The organism is Nesterenkonia halotolerans (assembly GCF_014874065.1).
Classification (GTDB): domain Bacteria; phylum Actinomycetota; class Actinomycetes; order Actinomycetales; family Micrococcaceae; genus Nesterenkonia; species Nesterenkonia halotolerans.
This window is the reverse complement of the sequence record NZ_JADBEE010000002.1, coordinates 618,106-637,459: the sequence shown is the minus strand read 5'-3', so window position 1 is coordinate 637,459 and position 19,354 is coordinate 618,106. Positions and strand designations below refer to the sequence as shown.

The 19,354-nt window shown below is 67.9% G+C and carries 17 protein-coding genes; 5 read left to right on the top strand and 12 right to left on the bottom strand.

Annotation, left to right across the window (positions count from 1 at the left end; genetic code table 11):
- Positions 1-67: 67 nt before the first annotated feature.
- A complete protein-coding gene (locus tag H4W26_RS13150) occupies positions 68-829 on the bottom strand; it encodes a histidine phosphatase family protein (protein WP_192592643.1) in 762 nt (253 codons plus the stop codon).
- A 188-nt stretch (positions 830-1,017) separates the two neighbouring features.
- Between H4W26_RS13150 and rmuC the strand changes: the two genes are divergently transcribed.
- Positions 1,018-2,229, top strand: coding sequence for a DNA recombination protein RmuC (rmuC, locus tag H4W26_RS13145; RefSeq protein WP_192592642.1), 1,212 nt, complete (start codon positions 1,018-1,020; stop codon positions 2,227-2,229).
- Positions 2,230-2,245: 16 nt separating this feature from the next.
- On the opposite strand, the gene H4W26_RS13140 is transcribed toward rmuC, so the two are convergent.
- The 5 genes from H4W26_RS13140 to H4W26_RS13120 all read right to left on the bottom strand — a co-directional run bounded on the left by H4W26_RS13140 (position 2,246) and on the right by H4W26_RS13120 (position 8,320).
- A complete protein-coding gene (locus H4W26_RS13140) occupies positions 2,246-3,904 on the bottom strand; it encodes an SLC13 family permease (RefSeq protein ID WP_192592641.1) in 1,659 nt (552 codons plus the stop codon).
- A gap of 142 nt (positions 3,905-4,046) precedes the next feature.
- Positions 4,047-5,261 carry an MFS transporter gene (locus tag H4W26_RS13135; RefSeq protein WP_192592640.1) on the bottom strand — a complete coding sequence of 405 codons (1,215 nt, stop codon included), beginning with the start codon at positions 5,259-5,261 and terminating at the stop codon, positions 4,047-4,049.
- Positions 5,258-6,022 (bottom strand): sulfite exporter TauE/SafE family protein, encoded by a 765-nt coding sequence (locus H4W26_RS13130; protein ID WP_225940029.1) that lies wholly within the window; start codon positions 6,020-6,022, stop codon positions 5,258-5,260. The genes H4W26_RS13135 and H4W26_RS13130 overlap by 4 nt, the downstream gene beginning before the upstream one ends.
- 194 nt (positions 6,023-6,216) lie before the next feature.
- The gene (locus H4W26_RS13125) at positions 6,217-7,329 is read right to left on the bottom strand and encodes a 4-hydroxy-3-methylbut-2-enyl diphosphate reductase (protein ID WP_225940028.1); all 1,113 of its coding nucleotides are present in this window, start codon (positions 7,327-7,329) and stop codon (positions 6,217-6,219) included.
- An 85-nt stretch (positions 7,330-7,414) separates the two neighbouring features.
- A complete protein-coding gene (locus H4W26_RS13120; protein WP_192592639.1) occupies positions 7,415-8,320 on the bottom strand; it encodes a hypothetical protein in 906 nt (301 codons plus the stop codon).
- 114 nt (positions 8,321-8,434) lie between these two features.
- Between H4W26_RS13120 and xseA the strand changes: the two genes are divergently transcribed.
- Positions 8,435-9,712: an exodeoxyribonuclease VII large subunit gene (gene xseA, locus H4W26_RS13115; RefSeq protein ID WP_192592638.1), complete on the top strand. Its 1,278-nt coding sequence runs from the start codon at positions 8,435-8,437 to the stop codon at positions 9,710-9,712.
- Entirely contained in the window at positions 9,709-9,990 is a 282-nt protein-coding gene (locus tag H4W26_RS13110) for an exodeoxyribonuclease VII small subunit (RefSeq protein ID WP_192592637.1), read from the top strand. The genes xseA and H4W26_RS13110 overlap by 4 nt, the downstream gene beginning before the upstream one ends.
- Positions 9,991-10,047: 57 nt before the next feature.
- On the opposite strand, the gene H4W26_RS13105 is transcribed toward H4W26_RS13110, so the two are convergent.
- From H4W26_RS13105 to H4W26_RS13095, 3 genes are all read right to left on the bottom strand, one after another.
- A complete protein-coding gene (locus H4W26_RS13105) occupies positions 10,048-11,286 on the bottom strand; it encodes a pyridoxal phosphate-dependent aminotransferase (RefSeq protein ID WP_192592778.1) in 1,239 nt (412 codons plus the stop codon).
- A 135-nt stretch (positions 11,287-11,421) separates the two neighbouring features.
- Positions 11,422-12,660 carry a pyridoxal phosphate-dependent aminotransferase gene (locus H4W26_RS13100; protein WP_192592636.1) on the bottom strand — a complete coding sequence of 413 codons (1,239 nt, stop codon included), beginning with the start codon at positions 12,658-12,660 and terminating at the stop codon, positions 11,422-11,424.
- A gap of 82 nt (positions 12,661-12,742) precedes the next feature.
- Positions 12,743-13,705 carry a glycine betaine ABC transporter substrate-binding protein gene (locus H4W26_RS13095; protein ID WP_192592635.1) on the bottom strand — a complete coding sequence of 321 codons (963 nt, stop codon included), beginning with the start codon at positions 13,703-13,705 and terminating at the stop codon, positions 12,743-12,745.
- A 46-nt stretch (positions 13,706-13,751) separates the two neighbouring features.
- Here H4W26_RS13095 and H4W26_RS13090 point away from each other — a divergent pair, with 46 nt between their 5' ends.
- The gene (locus tag H4W26_RS13090) at positions 13,752-15,491 is read left to right on the top strand and encodes a tetratricopeptide repeat protein (protein WP_192592634.1); all 1,740 of its coding nucleotides are present in this window, start codon (positions 13,752-13,754) and stop codon (positions 15,489-15,491) included.
- Here the strand turns inward: H4W26_RS13090 and H4W26_RS13085 are convergent.
- Complete coding sequence (locus tag H4W26_RS13085) at positions 15,469-16,230, bottom strand: alpha/beta fold hydrolase (protein ID WP_192592633.1); 762 nt, start codon at positions 16,228-16,230, stop codon at positions 15,469-15,471. The two genes, H4W26_RS13090 and H4W26_RS13085, sit on opposite strands and share 23 nt — an antisense overlap.
- Before the next feature lie 73 nt (positions 16,231-16,303).
- Between H4W26_RS13085 and H4W26_RS13080 the strand changes: the two genes are divergently transcribed.
- Positions 16,304-16,993 carry a helix-turn-helix transcriptional regulator gene (locus H4W26_RS13080; RefSeq protein WP_192592632.1) on the top strand — a complete coding sequence of 230 codons (690 nt, stop codon included), beginning with the start codon at positions 16,304-16,306 and terminating at the stop codon, positions 16,991-16,993.
- A 47-nt stretch (positions 16,994-17,040) separates the two neighbouring features.
- Here H4W26_RS13080 and H4W26_RS13075 read toward each other — a convergent pair whose 3' ends face one another.
- Both H4W26_RS13075 and H4W26_RS13070 read right to left on the bottom strand, forming a co-directional pair.
- Positions 17,041-18,324 carry a phosphotransferase gene (locus H4W26_RS13075; RefSeq protein ID WP_192592631.1) on the bottom strand — a complete coding sequence of 428 codons (1,284 nt, stop codon included), beginning with the start codon at positions 18,322-18,324 and terminating at the stop codon, positions 17,041-17,043.
- Positions 18,325-18,335: 11 nt separating this feature from the next.
- Entirely contained in the window at positions 18,336-19,346 is a 1,011-nt protein-coding gene (locus tag H4W26_RS13070; protein WP_192592630.1) for a hypothetical protein, read from the bottom strand.
- Positions 19,347-19,354: the final 8 nt, after the last annotated feature.

Here is a 19,354-nt window from a genome sequence, read left to right as displayed (position 1 = left end):
TTTCCTCCCTTGCGGGGCGTGAAATCCACGAAGATCGCCCACTCGTTTGTGTTGGTGGGGGTGCTGCTCAGATGGCGGGAGTGCTCAGCCCGGGGTTCTGCAGCTCCGGGGAGAGATTGATCAGACGCAGCCGCGCGTGATCGGCGATCTGCGCATCGGTGAGCTCGCGGATCGCGCGGGCCTCGGCGTCGTCGTCGTGCTCCTCGTCCAGCCCGGCGTTCGGCAGCGAGGAGGAGACCGAGCCCGAAGTCAGCGGGATGTCGAGCACCGTGACCGCAGCCGGGGTCAGCGGGATGAACTGGCGACGATCCAGCAGCCCGAGCCCCTCGAAGAGCACCCGCAGCGCAGCACCATGAGAGACGACGACGGCGGTGCGCACCTCGAAGCTCAGGTCGACTGAAGCTGTGGGAGCGATCTCCGCGGTGGACCGCACGATGTCGCTGAAGGCGCGCGTCATCCGGGCCTGCAGATCCGCATGCGCCTCTCCCCCAGCCGGGGTGTAGCTACCGGCGCGCCAGCCCTCGAAGTTCTCCGGCTCGGCGTCGCGGATCTCCGCCGCGAAGGCGCCTTCCCATTCACCCAGGCTCTGCTCGCGCAGCTCGTCCCAGATCTGCGGCTGCAGCTCCAGGCCGAACTCGGCGAAGGTCTGCTGGGTCCGCACCAGGCTGGAGACATGACCCTGCGCAGGGTTCTGCGCACGCACGAAGGCACCGGTGGTCCGCGCCTGCAGCCTCCCGGACTCGGCCAGCGAGATGTCCGAATGCCCCTGGAGGCGGTGGGTCTTGTTCCAGTCGGTCTCTCCATGGCGGACTAGCAGGATGCGGATCATCGGGGCTCCTCTGGTTCTGGGGGACAGCGCCTGAGGCGGCGCAGCTTCTCTGCTGCAACCCTATGCCAGCGGGCATACCGGTGCGGACCTCGCCATCCAGGTCAGCCCTGATGTCTCCCGCCAGGTCAGCCCCGATGTCCCCCTGCATGTCCCCGTCCATGTCAGTGCCCGGTGGCATGCTGGGTGGCATGACCCTCGTGTACTTTCTCAGCGGACTTCTCCTCGGCGTGCTCGGCAGCTGGCTGGTGCTCTACCTGCTGCGCCGGGGCACCGATGACGCCGGACAGCTGCGAGGCCAGCTGGAGAGCTCGCAGCAGGAGCTCACCGGTGTCCAGGCGGAGCTTGCCGGGACCCAGCAGGAGCTCAGCGTGGCGAAGGGTCGGCTGTGGGAGCTGGAGCGGCGCCGTGAGGAGGACGCCGATGCCGCACGGGAGCGCGAGACCCTCGTGGAGATGCTGCATCCGGTGCGTCAGGGCGTCACCGAGATGCAGCGCCGGGTCCAGGAGCTGGAGACCGAGCGGGCCGCCCAGCATTCGCGGCTGAGCCAGCAGCTGACCGCCGCGGCGGAGACCGATGCGCGGATCATCGAATCCACGCAGGCGCTGCTCGGGAGCCTGCATTCGAACTCCGCGCGCGGGCACTGGGGTGAGGTGCAGCTGCGCCGGGTGGTGGAGGCTGCCGGAATGATCCCGCATGTGGACTTCACCGAACAGCACAGCTCCCGCGGCGCGGACGGCCAGCTGCTGATCCCGGACATGGTGGTGCACCTTCCCGGCGGGCGTCAGGTGGTCCTCGATGCCAAGGCGCCGCTGAATGCCACGAATCCCACGCTGCAGGCCAAGGCGCTGCGCTCTCGCGTGGACGAACTCGCCAAGAAGCGGTACTGGGAGGCCGTGGACCTCTCCCCCGATGTGGTGTTCTGCTTCGTGCCGGCGGAATCGCTGCTCTCTGCGGCGATGGAGGCGGACCCGAATCTGCTCGACGACGCCCTGTCCAAGGGCGTCACGCTGGTGTCCCCGGCCTCGCTGCTGGCCTCGCTGAAGGCCGTCTCCGCTGCCTGGCGGCAGGAGCGGCTGGCGCAGAACATCCGCGAGGTAGTGGATCACTCGCGGGATCTCTACCGGCGGCTGGCCAAGATGAGCGAACACCTGGCGCGCACCGGGGATCGGCTGCGCCAGGCGGTCACCGCGTACAACGGGCTCATCGGCAACATCGAACGGCAGGTGCTGCCGAAGGTGGAGGCGATGAGCCGACTGGAGGTGGGTGAACCCTCCGCGGAGTCAGCGTCTGCCGAGGGCCTGCTGGAGGACCTCGGCGAGACGCTGAGCGCCACGGCGGTGAGCACCGAGGTCAATCCGTTGGGTCCCCGGCTGGAGGCCGAACGGTCGAGTTCGGAGTGATGCTCGAGGCTGACCGCTAGATGCTGAGCCCGAAGACCCAGACCAGGATGGTCATGGACACGATCGTGATGCAGATGACTCCGGCCACGTTGAGCCAGATGCCGCCCTTGATCATCTGTCCGATCGTGACGTATCCGGAGCCGTAGGCGATGGCGTTCGGCGGTGTGGCGACCGGGAGCATGAACGCGCAGGTCGCGGCCAGCGCCACCGGCGCGGCGAGGATCAGCGGGTCCAGACCGGTGCCCATCGCCACTCCGGAGGCCACCGGGAGGAAGGTGGCCGCCGTCGCCGTGTTGGAGGTCATCTCGGTGAGCAGCAGGATGCCGACCGTGGCCACCAGCACGAGCACCCAGACCGGGATGCCGGAGAGTCCCTCGACCTGCTCGCCGAGCCAGGTGGAGAGTCCCGAGTCGCCGAACTGTCCGGAGAGCGCCAGGCCGCCGCCGAAGAGCAGCAGCACGCCCCAGGGCAGCTTCGCGGCGTATTCCCAGTCCAGCAGGCGCACGCCCTTGGCGGCGCCGCCGGGGAGCAGGAACAGGAGCAGTCCCACGACCATCGCGATGCCGGCGTCGGAGATGAAGGGATCCTCCATGCCGAGCAGGTTCGTGGAGATCAGCGGGATCGAGACCCAGGACAGTGCGGCGAGGATGAAGATGATCAGCACGCGCGTCTCACCGGCGGCCATCGGGCCGAGCTTGCGCAGCTCGTCGCGGATGAGATCGCCACCGCCGGGGATGTCGTCGATCTCGGGCTTGAAGAGCACCTTGGTCAACAGCACCCAGGTGATGATGAGCATGACCACGGAGATCGGCACGCCGACCAGCATCCACTGACCGAAGCCGATGGTGAGGTCGTGGTTCTCGGCCATGTGACCGACCAGCAGCGCGTTCGGCGGGGTGCCGATGATGGTGCCCAGCGAGCCGACCGAGGCGGCATAGGCGATGCCCAGCATCAGCGCGGTCCCGAAGTTGGACTTCAGCGCGTTGTTGGTCTCGTCCTCACCGGCGGACTTGGCGGTCTCCGGATCCTCACCCTTGATGATCTTGTTCACCAGCATCAGCACCGAGACGCCGATGGGCAGCATCATCACGGCGGTGGCGGTGTTGGAGACCCACATGGAGAGGAAGCCGGTGGCGATCATGAATCCGGCGATCAGGTTCGCCGGCTTGGAGCCCATGGCGCGCAGGGTCAGCAGCGCGATCCGGCGGTGCAGATTCCAGCGCTGCATCGCCAGGGCCAGCATGAACCCGCCCATGAACAGGAAGATGATGTTGTTGCCATAGCTGGCGCCCACATCGTCCACGGATACTCCGCCCACGGCCTCCTCGGCGCTGCCGACGTCACCCGAGGGGACCAGCAGCGGGAAGATGATCAGCGGGAGCAGCGCGGTGGCCGGGATCGGGATCGCTTCGGTCATCCACCAGATGGCCATCAGCACGGCGGTGGCGGCCGTCAGCCGGGGCCAGACCTCGAGGTCACCCGGCATCACCAGGTACACCAGCAGCGCGAGGACCACGCCGCCGACCAGGCCGACCATCCGGCGGATCAGCGCCGGACGCTCCAGCCCTTCAGCGCGAGCACCTACGGACTTTTCCTCGGACTCGGCCTCCGACTGGGTGCGGGGGTCATATTTCTTCAGATGGTCGCCCGATACACGGGAACGCGGAGGCGTCATTGCCGATACTCCTGCTGGTGGCTGGACAGGTGTGCGCTATCTGGTGACAGGGCTCACAGATTCTACGCGGCCCGGACGGTGGTTGCCACCGGGAACCGAAATCTTCCGCGGTCTAGGTGCTGCGCACAGCGCTGCCACACAGCTAGTTCTTGGGCAGCACGACGGCGGCCAGCAGGGTCGCCAGCCCCGCCAGACCGAGCACCATCGCCACCGTCCCGGGCCAGCCGGCCAGGTGCAGGGCCGTTCCGCCGAGATAGCCGAACAACGAGGAGCCCCCGTAGTAGCCGAGGTTGTACAGCGAGGCCGACTGCGCGCGACCAGCCGTGGCCGCAGCACCGACCCACCCCGAGGCCACCGCATGCGCGGCGAAGAAGCCCCCGGTCAGCACCACGGTGCCGAGGATGACGACCCCCAGATTCGGGATCAGCGTCAGCCCCACCCCGAGCATCATGATCAGGTTCCCCGCCAGCAGCACCGGCTTGCGGGAGTACCGCGCCGCCAGCCGGCCCGCGCGCGGGGAGGACCAGGTGCCCGCGAGGTAGGCCAGGAACACGAAGGAGGCGATCCCCAGCGGGATGGAGAACGGCGGCGCGGTGAGGTGGAAGCCGAGGAAGTTGTACATCGCGACGAAGCCGCCCATGGTCAGAAAGCCCTGAAGGTAGAGGATCCTCAGCGTGGGCGAGCCCAGGTTCCCGGTGAGTGAGCGCAGCGCCTCTCCTGGCCGGGCCCTGGCGGGGGTGAAGTTCTGCGCGGCCGGCGCCATCCTCAGGAAGACCAGCACACAGAGTGCGGCGATCACCGTGACGATCAGCATCCCGATCTTCCAGCCCAGCTGCTCCCCCACCGGTGCGGCCACGATGCGTCCGGTCAGCCCGCCCAGGGAGGTGCCCGAGATGTAGGTGCCTGCCGCGGCCACGGCGATCTTCGGACTGACCTCCTCGTTGAGGTAGGCCACGGCCAGCGCCGGCACGCCGCCGAGCATGAAGCCTTCGATGAACCGCAGCACCAGGGCCAGCTCGAAGCCGAACTCTGCTGAGATGCCGGGCATCAGCACGGCCAGTCCACCGAAGAGGCAGGCCAGGCTGATCGCCCAGACCATGGCGGGTTTCCGGCCGTGGGCGTCGCCGACATAGGACCAGGGAATCACCCCCAGCGCGAGGCCGAGCGTGGCCGCGGAGATCATCAGCGCCGCCCGGTCCGCGGAGACCTGCTGCTCGGCGGCGATGAGCGGGAGCAGTCCCTGCGGAGAGTACAGCTGCGCGAAGGTCGCGACACCGATGAAGAACAGCGCGATCAGCAGTCGTCGGCTGTGCGGGGCGGCCTGCCCGTCGCGGCCCGCCGGGCCGCGTGGTGTCACGCGAGCACCTCGAGCGTGCCGCGGATGATGGCCCCCGCTCCCCCGAGCCCGGCCAGCGTCATCGCCAGTCTGCGGGCAGCCGGAATGGACACGCGTTTTGCCAACTGGGTGCCGATCAGGATTCCGAGCACCACGGTCCCCACGATGACCGGGAAGAGCCAGCCCAGTGAAGGTCCCGCGTGACCGTTGAGGTCAACGGAGCCGATCACAAGCTTGGCCAGCACGGAGACCGCACCCATGGTCATGAAGATGGGCTGCAGCGTCGCGGCGAAGCTGCGCTGGTCCCAGCGCGAGAGCCGGGAGTAGATGACCATCACCGGGGCCGCCACACCGGAGGCCGCATTGAAGAACCCGCCGAGGACCCCGGCGAGAAGCCCGGCGCATCGACCGGGCAGATGCGGCAGCCGGGGCAGCGCGACGGTCACCAGCAGCGCGAAGACCACGATCGCGCCCACGATGATCGAGAGCCACCCCGCGCTGAGCTGGCCCACCAGCCAGGCGCCGGGGATCGCGCCGATCACCGCGGCGGGCATGATCAGCCAGAAGTGGCGCCAGCTGACCTGCGACCACACCGCGATCATGATCAGGCAGCCGGAGACGAAGGTGGTCATATTGGTGACCAGCACGCCGAAGGCAGGTCCGAGAAGGATGGAGAGCACCGGGGCCACCACAAGGCCCACTCCGGTGCCGGAGACCCGCTGCAGGATCGTGCCGATCAGCACCGCGGCGGCGATCACCGCCGTCATGCCCAGCACCGTCATACGTTCATCGTATGTCAGCTCCAGCCCACTGCTTCACGCACTGTCGCATGCGTGTGCCATGTCCCATCCCTTTGGACGGATATAGCGATGGGACATGGCATAGCGATGCGACACATGGGGAAATGGCGCCCGGACGAACGGGGAAACCGGACCGCGAAGGGTGTAGACCCAGCGGAGAGGCTCAGCTGGTGGAGCTAGGCGTTGCGCTTGCGTCCGCCGCGGCCGACGTCCTCGTGCCCGGCCTGGGTGAGCGCCTGGCGGATCTCCTTGGGGAGCGAGAACACGATGTCCTCCTCCGCCGTGACGACCTCTTCGACCTCGCCGTAGCCGTAGTCGGCGAGCAGACGCAGCACGTCGTCGACCAGGACCTCGGGGACCGAGGCGCCCGAGGTCACACCGATCGTCGCCGCGTCCTGGAACCATGCCTCATCGACCTGGTTGGCGTAGTCCACGCGCTCGGCGCGGGCGGCGCCGTACTCCTTGGCGACCTCTTTGAGCCGCACGGAGTTCGAGGAGTTCTCGGAGCCGACCACGATCACCAGGTCCGAGTCGGGCGCGACCTTCTTGATGGCCGCCTGGCGGTTGGAGGTGGCGTAGCAGATGTCGTCCGAGGGCGGATCCTGCAGGTTCGGGAAGCGTTCCCGCAGCTTCTGCACGGTCTCCATGGTCTCGTCCACGGACAGCGTGGTCTGCGAGAGCCAGATCAGTCGGTCGGGGTTGCGCACCTGGAGATCGTCGACCTCCCAGGGACCGTTGACGATGGTGGTGTTGTCCGGCGCCTCGCCGTAGGTGCCTTCGACCTCCTCATGGCCCTCGTGGCCGATGAGCAGGATCTCGTAGTCATCCTTCGCGAAGCGCACCGACTCGCGGTGCACCTTGGTCACCAGCGGGCAGGTCGCGTCGATGGTCTGCAGATTGCGGCTCTCCGCCAGATCCTTCACCGCTGGGGAGACGCCGTGTGCGGAGAAGACGAGCATCGCGCCGTGGGGCACCTCGTCGGCCTCTTCCACGAAGATGACGCCCTTCTCCTGCAGCGTCTCGACCACGTGGCGGTTGTGCACGATCTCTTTGCGCACGTACACCGGGGCGCCGTAGGTATCCAGCGCCTTCTCCACCGCGACCACGGCGCGGTCCACTCCGGCGCAATAGCCGCGCGGGGCAGCCAGCAGGACCTTGCGCGGTCCCTCGAAGGTGGACTCGGCGGCCACCTCCTCGGGGCTGCGGCGCTTGCGGGGCACCATCGGCATGGGGACCGCGATGTGCTGGCGCCGTGCCGGAGCGTCGGGGGCGGTGGCGGTGGAAGTCATGCCAAGAGTCTACCGGCGGGGGCTTGGCCGGGTCACACTGCGTCGCTGTATGTGGCGACACTCGGCGACTGCCGTCTGTGAGAAGTCAGGCCCGCTTGCTGCGCGGCATGAGACTGCCCAGCAGCCCCACGACGACGACGGCGCCCGCCGTTCCGCTGAAGATCCACCAGGGCGGCTGAGCCCACCCGGTGTACTGCTCCTGGACATGGTCCACCAGGGACTGCGCGGCGGCATCGGGAAGCGGTCCGAAGTCCGGTGCGGCCGCGGTCAGCGCGATCCAGAGCCCCAGCCCCAGTGCGAGGAGTCCTCCCACGGTCAGTGCCACCCAGCGGCTGCGCCTCGGTCCCAGCAGCAGGCCCAGCAGGGCCACGACTCCGGCCGCAATGGCGATCACGAGCCAGTGCTCGCTGGCGGCGGCGAGCAGCGCCCAGGTGTAGGGGTCGGCGCCGTCCTGCAGCGTGGCCTCCACATCGATCATCACCTCAGGGGCGAGGAACTCGAAGCTCGAGGTGTCCACGAAGGGCAGCCAGCCCAGGGCGGAATCCAGGCCCTCGCGCAGCGGCTCCGTCATCGCCTCGGTCATCGGGCTCAGATCCACCGCGAGATCAAGATCACTGGCATCTCCCGTGGTTCCGTCGGCGAAGACACCTTCAAGCTGTGCGGTGTAATCGCTGCGGGTCTCCTGCAGCGTGTCATCCCAGGCTGCCGATACCTGCTCGTTCTCCACCATGGAGCCGACGAGGTCATCGACCAGCGAATCGGCGCGATCGCCGACCAGCGCAGAGATCACGCTGGGGAGCTCTGCTTCCACCCGCTCCAGCAGCTCAGCGGAGATGATCTCGCTGAAGGCCTCCTGCTCCGGCAGGTCGCCGGCGATCTCGCGGATAGGCTCGTCCTCACGCAGCAGCTGGTTGATCTGGAACCCCGCAAGGGAGGAAGCTGCAAGCAGCGCGGCGAGCAGCAGCACGATCACGCTGAAGACCTGACGCATGGGGATAACTCCTTCAGGCGTGTCAGAGGGGTGGCATAGGCTGTAGAGCACCTTACAGAACCTTCCGGGTGAGACCGTCGAGGGGAAGAATTCTTCGATGAGCAGGAGCAGCGCATGAGCCAGCCGGCACAGGCCCAAGACACCTCCGCCGAGACGCCGTGGCCGCTGAGCACCTATTCCAGCAAGCTGAAGGCCCATATCGAGATGGCCCCACCCACCTGGGTCGAGGGGCAGCTCGTGGAGTTCAACCTGCGCAACGGCAACGCCTGGATGACGCTTCGCGATCTGGAGCAGGAGGTCTCCTTCTCCACCGTCGCGTGGCGCACCGTGGCGGGCGGGCTGAACGGGACCGTCTCCCCCGGGTCGCGAGTGGTCGCTCTGGTCAAGCCGAATCTCTATGAGAAATCCGGGCGACTCTCCCTGGTGGCCCAGCAGATGAAGCCTGTCGGGCTCGGAGACCTGCTGGCCCGGATCGAACAGCTCAAGCAGAAGCTGGCCGCCGAAGGACTCTTCCGGGCCGAGCTGAAGCAGTCGCTTCCGGTGCTGCCGCTGCGCATCGGGCTGATCACAGGCCGCAACTCCGACGCCAAGAAGGACATCCTGCGCAACACCCATGCCCGCTGGGCGGCCGCCCAGTTCGAGATCCGTGAGGTCGCGACTCAGGGACCCACCGCACCCCAGGAGGTGGCCGCCGCTCTGGCAGAGCTCGACGCCGACGCCTCCGTCGAGGTGATCGTGATCGCCCGGGGCGGAGGCGCCCTGGAAGAGGTCGTCCTGCCCTTCTCCGATGAGCGGCTGATCCGGGCCGTGGCGGCGGCGCGCACCCCGGTGGTCTCAGCCATCGGGCATGAAGCGGACCGGCCGCTGCTCGACGAGGTCGCTGACATGCGCGCTTCGACCCCCACCGGGGCAGCCAAGCTGCTGGTGGTGGACGAGGCTCAGGAGCGTGAGAATCTCAGCCAGGCACGGGAACGCATGTCCTCCGGAGTGGAGCGACTGCTGCGCCGAGAGACCGATTGGCTGCAGGCCGTGCGCTCTCGTCCGGTGCTGGCCCAGCCCCAGGACATGCTCTCCGTCCGCTCCCAGGAGCTCGCGGGGCTGCGCCGTCGCGCGCTCTTCGGCATGGAATCCGCACTGGCACGGGGCACCGACTGGGTCTCCCACACCCGCGCCCGGGTCCGTTCACTGTCTCCGCAGTCCACCCTCGACCGTGGCTACGCCGTCGTCCAGGCCCAGCGGGAAGCCGGCTGGGAGGTCCTGCGCGAGGCAGGGACGCTGACCCGCGGGGACCAGCTCAGCATCATGGTGGCCTCCGGAGAGCTCACCGCCCGCGCGGAGGAGATCTACCCCCGGGACCAGAACACCCCTCAGAATCGAAAGGCAGCACAGTGACCGAAGCACCCCACGCCGGAGAATCCGCAGGCTCTGGCTCCACTGCGAGCGAGTTCGCCGCCGCGCAGACCCAGGACATCGAGACCATGAGCTACGAGCGCGCCCGCGAGGAACTCGTCGCTGTGGTCACCAAGCTGGAGACCGGCGGCGCTCCTCTGGAGGAGTCACTGGCGCTGTGGCAGCGCGGCGAGGCCCTGGCCGATCGCTGTGAGCGCTGGCTGGACGGGGCCCGAACCCGTCTGGAAGAGGTCCGCGCCGAGCTCACCGAGGACAGCTGACCCGAAGGCTCCGATCCGTCACGGCCCAGGCGCAGCTCTCGTGCAGAGCAGGCCAGATCAGGCGCGGGCTGCCGCGTCCCGATACTCCGCGAGGAACTCGGCGATCCCGCCGATGGCGTGCTCGAGGTCCTCGACGGCAGGCAGCGTCACGAGCCTGAAGTGGTTGTCGTCGATCCAGTTGAAGGCGCGTCCGTGGGAGACCAGGATCTTCTGCTGGCGCAGCAGCTCGATGACGAACTGCTCGTCGTTCTCGATCGGATAGATCTCCGGGTCCAGCCGCGGGAACAGATAGAGCGCGCCGTCGGCCTGGTGGACCTCCACGCCTTCGATCTCGCGCAGCAGCCGGTAGGCGGTCTCGCGCTGTTCAAACAGCCGCCCACCGGGGTCGATCAGATCTTCGATGGATTGGTGCCCGCCGAGCGCCGCCTGAATGGCGTGCTGAGCGGGGACGTTGGCGCACATGCGCATGTTCATCAGCAGTGTCAGGCCCTCGAGGTAGTTCTTGGCGCGATGTGTGGGTCCGGAGACGTAGATCCAGCCTGAACGGAAGCCGGCCACACGCCAGGTCTTCGAGAGCCCGGAGAAGGTGATCGTGAAGACATCATCGGAGAGCGTGCAGGCGTTGACCATCTCGGCGCCCTCGAAGGTGATGTTCTCGTAGATCTCGTCGGAGAGCAGCATCAGGTTGTGCCGCCGACAGATGTCGACCATCGCTTCCAGGATCTCGCGCGGGTAGACCGCACCCGTAGGGTTGTTCGGGTTGATGATGACCAGCGCCTTGGTCCGATCGGTGACCTTGGACTCGATCTCCTCAGGATCCGGCCACCAGCTGTTGTTCTCGTCGCAGATGTAGTGCACCGCTTTCCCACCGGCCAGCGTCGTGGCGCCGGTCCACAGCGGGTAGTCCGGGGCGGGGATCAGCACCTCGTCTCCCGGGGCCAGCATCGCCTGGAGCACCATGGAGATCAGCTCAGAGACCCCGTTGCCCAGGTAGATGTCGGAAGGGTCGGCTTCGGTCATCCCGCGCGCCTGGTAATACTGCGCCACCGCGATCCGCGCCGAGTAGATGCCCTGCGAGTCGGAGTAACCCTGCGCGTCATGCAGATTGCTGATCATCGCCATCCGGATGGAGTCCGGCGCCTCGAACCCGAAGGGCGCGGGATTGCCGATGTTCAGGCGGGTGATCGCGTGACCCTCACGCTCCAGCCGGGCGGCCTCCTGCGCGATGGGTCCACGCACGTCGTACCTGACGTCCTGGAGCTTGGGCGACTGGGTGAAGTCTTCGAATTCCTGCATCCTGAGGTTGCGCACTGTTCTATCCTGCACCTTTCCAACTGGAAGAGTCGCGTCGTTTCGTATGCTGAGCGTCTCATGGACTGCACCGGCAGCGCAGAGTTTCGCGTCCGCCCAGGACCCGGCCTTGCGTCCGGGTCAGGAACGGGCGAAGGCGTCCCGGTAGGCGGCGAGGAAGTCCGCGATGCCCGCGATCGCCTCCTCGAGCTCCTCCACCGGAGGCAGCGACACCAGCCTGAAATGGTTGTCGTCGATCCAGTTGAACGCTCGACCATGCGAGACCAGGATCTTCTGCTGGCGCAGCAGCTCCATCACGAAGGCCTCGTCATTCTGGATCGGGTAGATCTTCGGATCCAGCCGCGGGAACAGGTACAGCGCACCGTCGGCCTGGTGCACGTCCACGCCCTCGATCTCGGAGAGCAGCTTATGCGCGATATTGCGCTGCTCGTAGATCCTGCCGCCGGGCCGGATGAACTCCTCCACGGACTGATAACCGCCCAACGCCGTCTGGATCGCGTGCTGCGCCGGGACGTTGGGACACATCCGAAGATTCGACATCAGGTTCAGACCCTCGATGTAGTTCTTCGCTCGATGCTTGGGTCCGGACATGTAGAGCCAGCCCGACCTGAACCCGGCCACGCGCCAGGTCTTGGACAGCCCGGAGAAGGTGATCGTGAAGACGTCGTCGGCGAGCGTGCAGGCGTTGATCATCTCTGCGTCGTCGAAGGTGATCTTCTCGTAGATCTCGTCGGAGAGCAGCATCAGGTTGTGTCGCCGGGCGATGTCCACCATGGCTTCGAGGATCTCGCGCGGGTAGACCGCACCGGTGGGGTTGTTGGGGTTGATGATGACCAGCGCCTTGGTCCGATCGGTGATCTTGGACTCCACCTCTTCGGGGTCCGGCCACCAGTGGTTCTCCTCATCACAGATGTAGTGCACCGCGCGCCCGCTGCACAGCGTGGTGATGCCGGTCCACAGCGGGTAGTCCGGGGCGGGGATGAGCACCTCGTCGCCGGGGTTGATCATCGCCTGGAGGACCATCGTGATCAGCTCGGAGACGCCGTTGCCGAGGATCACATCTGAGACTTCGGCGTCACGCATGCCGCGGGACTGGTAGTACTGGGCCACCGCGGTGCGCGCCGAGTAGATGCCCTGAGACTCGGAATACCCCTGTGACGTGGGGAGATTCTTGATCATGTCGACCAGGATCGCGTCCGGTGCATCGAAGCCGAAGGGCGCCATGTTGCCGATGTTCAACTTGGTGATTCGATGCCCGGCACGTTCAAGTCGCGCGGCTTCTACAGCGATCGGGCCACGCACGTCGTAACGCACGTTGCGGAGCTTCTGAGCCTGGGTGAAGTCCTCGAATTCCTCCATGAACAGATTGTGCCTTATACACGGGCATCAGGCGGGACATGACATCCTCCCGGCAAGTCTCCATGACCTCCCCGAAGACGGGTCAGCCCCAGTCCTCGGGCTCGGCGATGAATCCCTCCTGGACCAGCCAGTACTCTGCGGCCTCCTGGGGGCCCAGCCCCTGGTCGCCGTCGGTGAGCCGACGCAGGGTGACCAGGGCGTCGTCGTCGAGGGCCTGAGCCAGCTCCGCCGTGATCTCCGGAACCCCCTCGGCGACCTCGGTGGAGACCACCGGGATGAACTGCTCCTGCGGGAAGGCGCGTTCGGCGTCGGTGAGGGCGACCAGCCGCTGTTCCTCGATGCTGGGATGTGACGCCGTGAGGATGGCGGCGTCCAGTCGTGCGGAGATGACACCGCGGACCAGCTCGTCCTCCCCGGCCACCGAGATCGCGGCTGGTTCACAGTCGTAGACCTCCGCCAGCAGCGGGGCGGGGTCCGGCAGATCCGGGCGCACCCCGATGCGCAGCTCGTCGCAGGCATCGGCGAACTCCGGGTCTGCCACCTCACCGGCGGTGGAGAGCTCGCGCTCCTCGGCGGTGATGGAAGTGATGACCAACGCGCTGTCCAGCACGGCTGCCGAGGGATCCAGGAGCTCGGCGTCATCATCCAGCCCGCCTTCGATCAGGGCCACCAGATCCGCAGAGCTGGGCTGGTCCAACGCCGCCCATCCCTCCTGGTCCAGCTGCTGGGCCAGTGCCATGGTTCGTCCGATGACCAGGTTTGCCCCGCCCTCGGTCACCAGAGCGCCGGTGGCCTGCTCCTGGGGCTCCACCACTGTGGGAGATTCCCGGGAGGTCAGCGCCAGCGCGTAGACGTTGGCGATCGTCTGGTCCAGCTCGTGCTCCCCCACGGCGATGGTCCAGGCTCGCTCGGCGGCGCTTCCGGTGGGCTCCTCCGCCGGCGGAGGTGAGGAGCACCCGCTCACCAGCAGCGCGCCGACAGCAGCCAGCGAGGTCAGCCCGGCAGCACTGCGAACACGCCGAGGCGCAGGGGGGCTGAAAGTCATAGCCGCCATTCTACGGCGGCGCCGGATCGGGGATACTCTGGTGCAGATGACGAGTCCGCTGCTCCCGCGTCTGACGGCCCTGATCCAGGCCGCCGGTGGGACAGCTGTGCCCGCGCACGACGCCCGCGGATGGCTGGACCTCGCCTACGAGGGCGCCTACGGCGAACGGTACCGCGGAGCCGCCGAGGCCGCTGAGGCGGGGCTGCGCTCCCCCGGCAGCGATGACCCGGAGAATCAGCTGATGCTGCTGCGGATCCTCGCCGGAGTCCACGAGATGCGGGGCGACTCCGAGGCCTCAGCCCCCTTCTGCGCCCGGCGCATCGAACTGCTGCGCAGCCTCGGCCGGTCCCGCCAGGCACGGGTCGAAGAGGACCTCGGACCGATGCTGCTGCGCGAGCCCGACCGGGTCGAGGGCGAGATCCTTGCCCGAGTGGCTGAGGATCTGCGCGCCGAGGACGAGGCCGCAGGAACACCCTCCGTGGAGCTCGCCGATGTGCTCTCCTCACTGGCCGTGCGTCGGCTCCAGGACGAGGGCCCCGAAGCCACACTGCCGCTGGTCCGCGAGACCTGCACCATCCTCGAGCAGCTGGACCATCCCGAGGCGCTTGCCGGGGCGCGGATGTTCCTGGCGCATACCCTGCTGCTGTGCGGCGAGCCTGAGGAGTCGCTGAGCACGGCGGAGCTGGTGGTCGCTGCCCCGACCAACCGCGCGGTCCGCGGTGCCATGGCGATGCTGCAGGCCACCATCCACCACCACCAGGACCGCAACACCCAGGCCATCGAGGCGGCGCTGAGCTCCGTGGAGCTCTACGCAGCCGCACAGGTGCGCAAGGGTGCCGCTTCCGCCGCCGCCCTGCTGGGTGGGCTCACCAGCGAAGAGGACGACGGCGAAGCCTCAGTCCTCGCCTGGCGGATCGCCGTCCAACAGGCTGAGCTGGGAGAGTTCAGCGAATCCCGGCTGCTCAGCCTGGCACTCGGCCAGCAGCTGCTGGAGCTCGAGGACCATGCCGAGGCCGAGAAGGTGCTCGACGCGCTCTCCGTGCGCCTGGCAGGAACCGACGAAGACCGATCCACCCGAGCGCGTGCGCTGATGGGCCTCGGTCATGCCGTCACCCAGCTACGCCGCCCGGTCGAGGCGATGTCGCACTGGAACGAGGCCGCAGAGCTGTTCCTCGAGGTCCAGGAATCCGAAGAGGCAGCCCGCGCGCACCTGGCCGCCGGCGCCCTCGCGGCCTCCCTGGAGCGACTCGACCTCGCGCGCAGCCACTACGAGCAGGGGCTCAAGCTGGTCGAGCGGACCGAGGACATGGACCCGCTGGTGCTGCTGCAGGCGCTGCATTCGCTGGGTCATCTGCTCACCCGCTCCGAGGATCAGGCCGGCATCGCGCACTTGGACCGGGCACTGAACCTCGCCGCCGAGCACGGCACCACCTGGCAGCGTGCCGACATCACCGATTCACTGGCCCGCGGGTGGACCGCCCTGGGTGAGGGCACCAAGGCCGTGGCGGCAGGCCTGGAGGCGGCAGACCTCTTCGTCGAAGCCGGAGATGATGACGCCGCCGGCGACGCCGAGGTGTTCGCCGCCAAGGTGCTGCTGGAGATGGGCCGCGCCGACGAGGCGGAGACCATCTTCCGGATGTCCACCGATGAGCGTGAAGCGAGCCCCTCGCTCATGGCCGATGCGCTCGAAGGGCAGATCGAAGCCCTCATGCGCCAGGGCAAGGCAGAGGCCGCCGCGGACCTGCGCCGGAAGCTGACCCGGCTCAAGCGCCGGATGCGCAGCTGAGCCTGACCTGGACCGCGGGCTTGGCCGCCGACCCAATGACCTCGGCGAGGTCGCGGGGACGGCTCCACATGGGCCAGTGGCCCGTGGGGAGGTCGATGATGTCCACGTCTTCGAGATTCGCGACCTCGGCGAACATGGGGTGACCCTCCTGGATGAGCTCCACCACCTGCTCACCCGAGAGGGAGCAGCACACCAACGTCGTCGGGACGCCTCGGCGCGACTCGTTCACGAGCTCGACGGGCTGACGGAGCACCAGGGCAGGCTCCGGGACAGCCCTGGCGCGGAATCGCTCGAGGGCCTCGGCACTCAGGCCTTCGAGGCTTGCCTGCTGCCCGAGAACATCGAATGCAGGCAACGGCAGTTCTTCGAGGTCCTCCGGAAAATCAGGAGCGAAGACGCTGCCGTCTGCCACGGGGCCGGAATCGACCCACAGGACGCGGGAGACAAGCTCTGGGTGCCGGTCGAGAATGAGGCTGACGGGGGCGTTGGCTCCGCTGTGCGCGACGAGAATCACGGGGTGATCATCCTGCTGAGCGATGACGTCCCGGATCGATGCTGCCTGATCGTCGAGAGTCTTCTCCGCGCGGTCGGTGTCGTCGCCGTCGAGACCAGGCAGGGTCATCGCGACGGCGCGAGTGTGGTCGGTGTCGAGGTGTTCCAGGACTTCGTTCCATGCCCATGCTCCCAGCCAATGGCCGGCGATGAGGACGAGGGTCGGACTGCTCGTAGTAGTTGTCATGTGCCGACTCTCCCACCACGGATCGACAAAGGTGTGTCATGATTTATGTCATGAATTTGCAAGGGTCCGAACGGTGAAGCGAGCCGAACGTCTTCATGCCCTGTCCGAGACGCTGCGTCGCAGCGGCGCGCGGGGAATCTCCGCTGCGCGGTTGGCGAGAGAGTTCGAGGTCTCGGTGCGGACTGTCCATCGAGACCTCGACGCGCTGGAGAACAGCGGCGCGCCGATCTGGTCTCGCCCGGGTCCGGGCGGTGGCTATGGGTTGGCCAAGAGTGCGTCACTGCCCCCTGTCACTTTTTCCCCGGCGCAGGCCGTGGCGCTCATGGCAGCTGTGTCCGCCGCACCCGATGCTCCCTACGCGGATCTGTCTGCGGCGGGCGTCCGGAAGATCATGGACGTCCTCGATCCCAAGACCCGAGCGCAGGCCGACGAGCTGGCCCACCGTGTCTGGGTCAACGTGCCTCCTTCATCCTCGCGCGCTGTCAGATCAGCGCTCGAGGAGGGGATGGCCGAGCAGCGGGTGATTCGCCTCCGCTACACGTCACGAGACGGCACCACGACCACCCGTGATGTCGAGCCGGTGCTGTTCGCCTCCACAAACGGCCGGTGGTACCTGATCGGGTGGTGCTGCCTGCGCGACGCGATGCGGTGGTTTGCCGTGGAAAGGATCGAGCGGGCCAGCGTCACCAAGGCGGCCTGCAGCGGCCACACCATCCACGAGGTCGGAGAACCTCCAGAGAGTGCCAGACCGGTGCACGGGTGAGGTGAGTGACTGCCTCGATCGAGCTCTAGGGTCAGTGCGCTTATTGGTCAGGGGGCTTGGAGCTCGGGCCAGGCCGGGAGGTCGGGGGTCGGGGCGCGCAGTCCCACCACGGCCTCGGCACAGGCAAGCCGGTGCTCCGCATGCTTCTGCCAGGACTGCCCGCGGGTGTCACGGGCCCCGGCCACCAGGGACAACGCGACCGAGGCGGTGCGCACTCGCAGTGCCCGGGGGTCGACCGTGGCGGCGAACCCGGTGGCGAAGCGCTGGAACGCCGCAGGAACGTGCACATAGCGAGCGTCCACGGCGGGCAGCACCGCGAGGTGGCCCAGGAAGCAGGCGAGGTCATCCACCCGGTGCCCGGGTCCCAGCGAGTCGACGTCGAGCAGCGCGGAGACCTGGCCGTCGTGCATGAGCAGATTGGCCTCATAGAAGTCGCCGTGTGTGGGGACCACCTGACCCCGGTCCGTCTTCGGCAGCGCCGCGGCGATATGCGAGGCCAGGGCGCGGATCCGGTCTGCCTCCCCCGGCAGGGCCGAGCTGGCCGCCGTGGCGTAGGCCGAGAGCCGGTCGGTCCAGGCATCCCGCGCGGGCAGGGTCATCACCTTGTCCGGAAGCTGGTCGAGAAGCTCCATGAACTGTGCCGGAGACGTCGTGGCGGCACCATCGGCGAGGAAGTATTCGGCCAGGGACTCGCCGGGCCCCTCGCGCAGCGCCACCACGTCCTCCACGGGTTCCCGGACCGGCACCGCGGTGGGCACGCCCGCCTCGAGCAGGAGCCGGTGACGCGTATGCAGCTGATCCGCCCGCTTGGCGCGCAGCACCTTCAGGAACAGCCGGGCGCCGTCGTCGAACTGGGCCGCGATCACTGCCCGGCGCAGCGGACGGTAGCTGATGGTCTCCAGACTGACCAGCTTCCGGCCGTCTCCCCAGACCCGGCGCACCGACTCAGGGTCGGTGGCCACCCGCAGCCCGGGCAGCGCCGGGTCCAGCGGGTGCTGCCAGATGGAGAGCCGCCCGTAGGGGCTGTGCGAATGGACCACCCCGTCTGACTCGGCGGAGACCGGCTCCGTGGTCATGCCAACGTAAAGCTCGTCCACGTGGTCCGAGGTCTCGGTATAGGACCCGGAGGGGCCTCCGCGCGGGACGACCGGGCGCCCGGTGGCCACACGGTAGATGCCCGTGACCCCTGCGCCGGGACGGTGCTGCAGGGATTCCAGGTGCACGCTGGTGGCGTAGACCCCGGTGTGCTGGATGGCCTCGGCCACCGGCGAATGGGCGTCGTAGGACTCCATGAAGGCCAGCTGCTTGGCTTCCAGCTCCGCTGAGGTCATGCCGTGGGACATCAGGCGCGCCGGCGCTTGAGCACTTCGTCCAGGTTCAGTGAATCCTCCTGCGGAGCCGTCTCCTCCGCCGCGGCAGGGGTCTCGACGAATCGACGCTGGGTGAGCTTGGCATCACTGGTGGGTGTGCGATCCTCGACCGGCAGCGGCGTCGGTTCCAGCCGCTCGGCCTTGTCCAGATCCAGGTACTTCGGACGCGGTACGGCGCGCGGCTGCCAGGGGCCGACAGGCTCCGCGGCGGTGCCCAGCACGGGACCGGAATCTGCATGTTCCGGACTGAAGGTCCGCTCCAGGCCCACCGGGAGCCCGTCCTCGTCGATCTGCTGCAAGGAGTTGGGGCCCCCGGCGCCGCGCTCATCGGCGCTCAGCGCATCAAAGAGACCCTTGTCTGCGGTGGACTCCCAAGGCCGCGCCTGCAGTGGATTCATGGCTTCGTCGATGGCCGCCTGGACCCGACGACGCCGGCTCTTGCGTCGGCGCACCAAGGCCATGGTGCGCATGGTCACCAGCGAGAGCAGGAAGACTCCGCCGGCTGCGAGCGGCACTGCCGCGGGCAGAGCGGTCAGCGGCGCAAGGATTCCGGTGACGACGGCGGAGATCAGGGCCAGCACACCGATCAGGGCGACGGTGATCCGGCCCCAGTGCAGATGGAATCCGGTGCTGGGACGGTCCTTGGACTCGTCATCAGCCGGGGCGCTCTGCGCGGTGACGGGGCCGGGGTTCTCGGTCGTGGCGCTCTCGGTGCGACTCTCGGTTCGACCGGCGCTGGGGGAAGATTCGGTGTTCGCGGACATGTTCGCCCCTCGGTGGATGTGGGGGTGGGCTGCGGTGCTCGGAGCCTCCTCGGAGGAGGCCTGCGCAGCGGCGGCGTAGCTGCTGTCCTGCCGCTGTCCGCGCAGGACCAGGGTGCCGAGGAAGAGCACGGCGATCAACGCGATCAGCGCAGAGGACGGGATGGGCAGGCTCTCCACCGCAGCGAGGAACGCGCTCTCGGTGTGTGCAATGCCCAGCATCTCCAGCC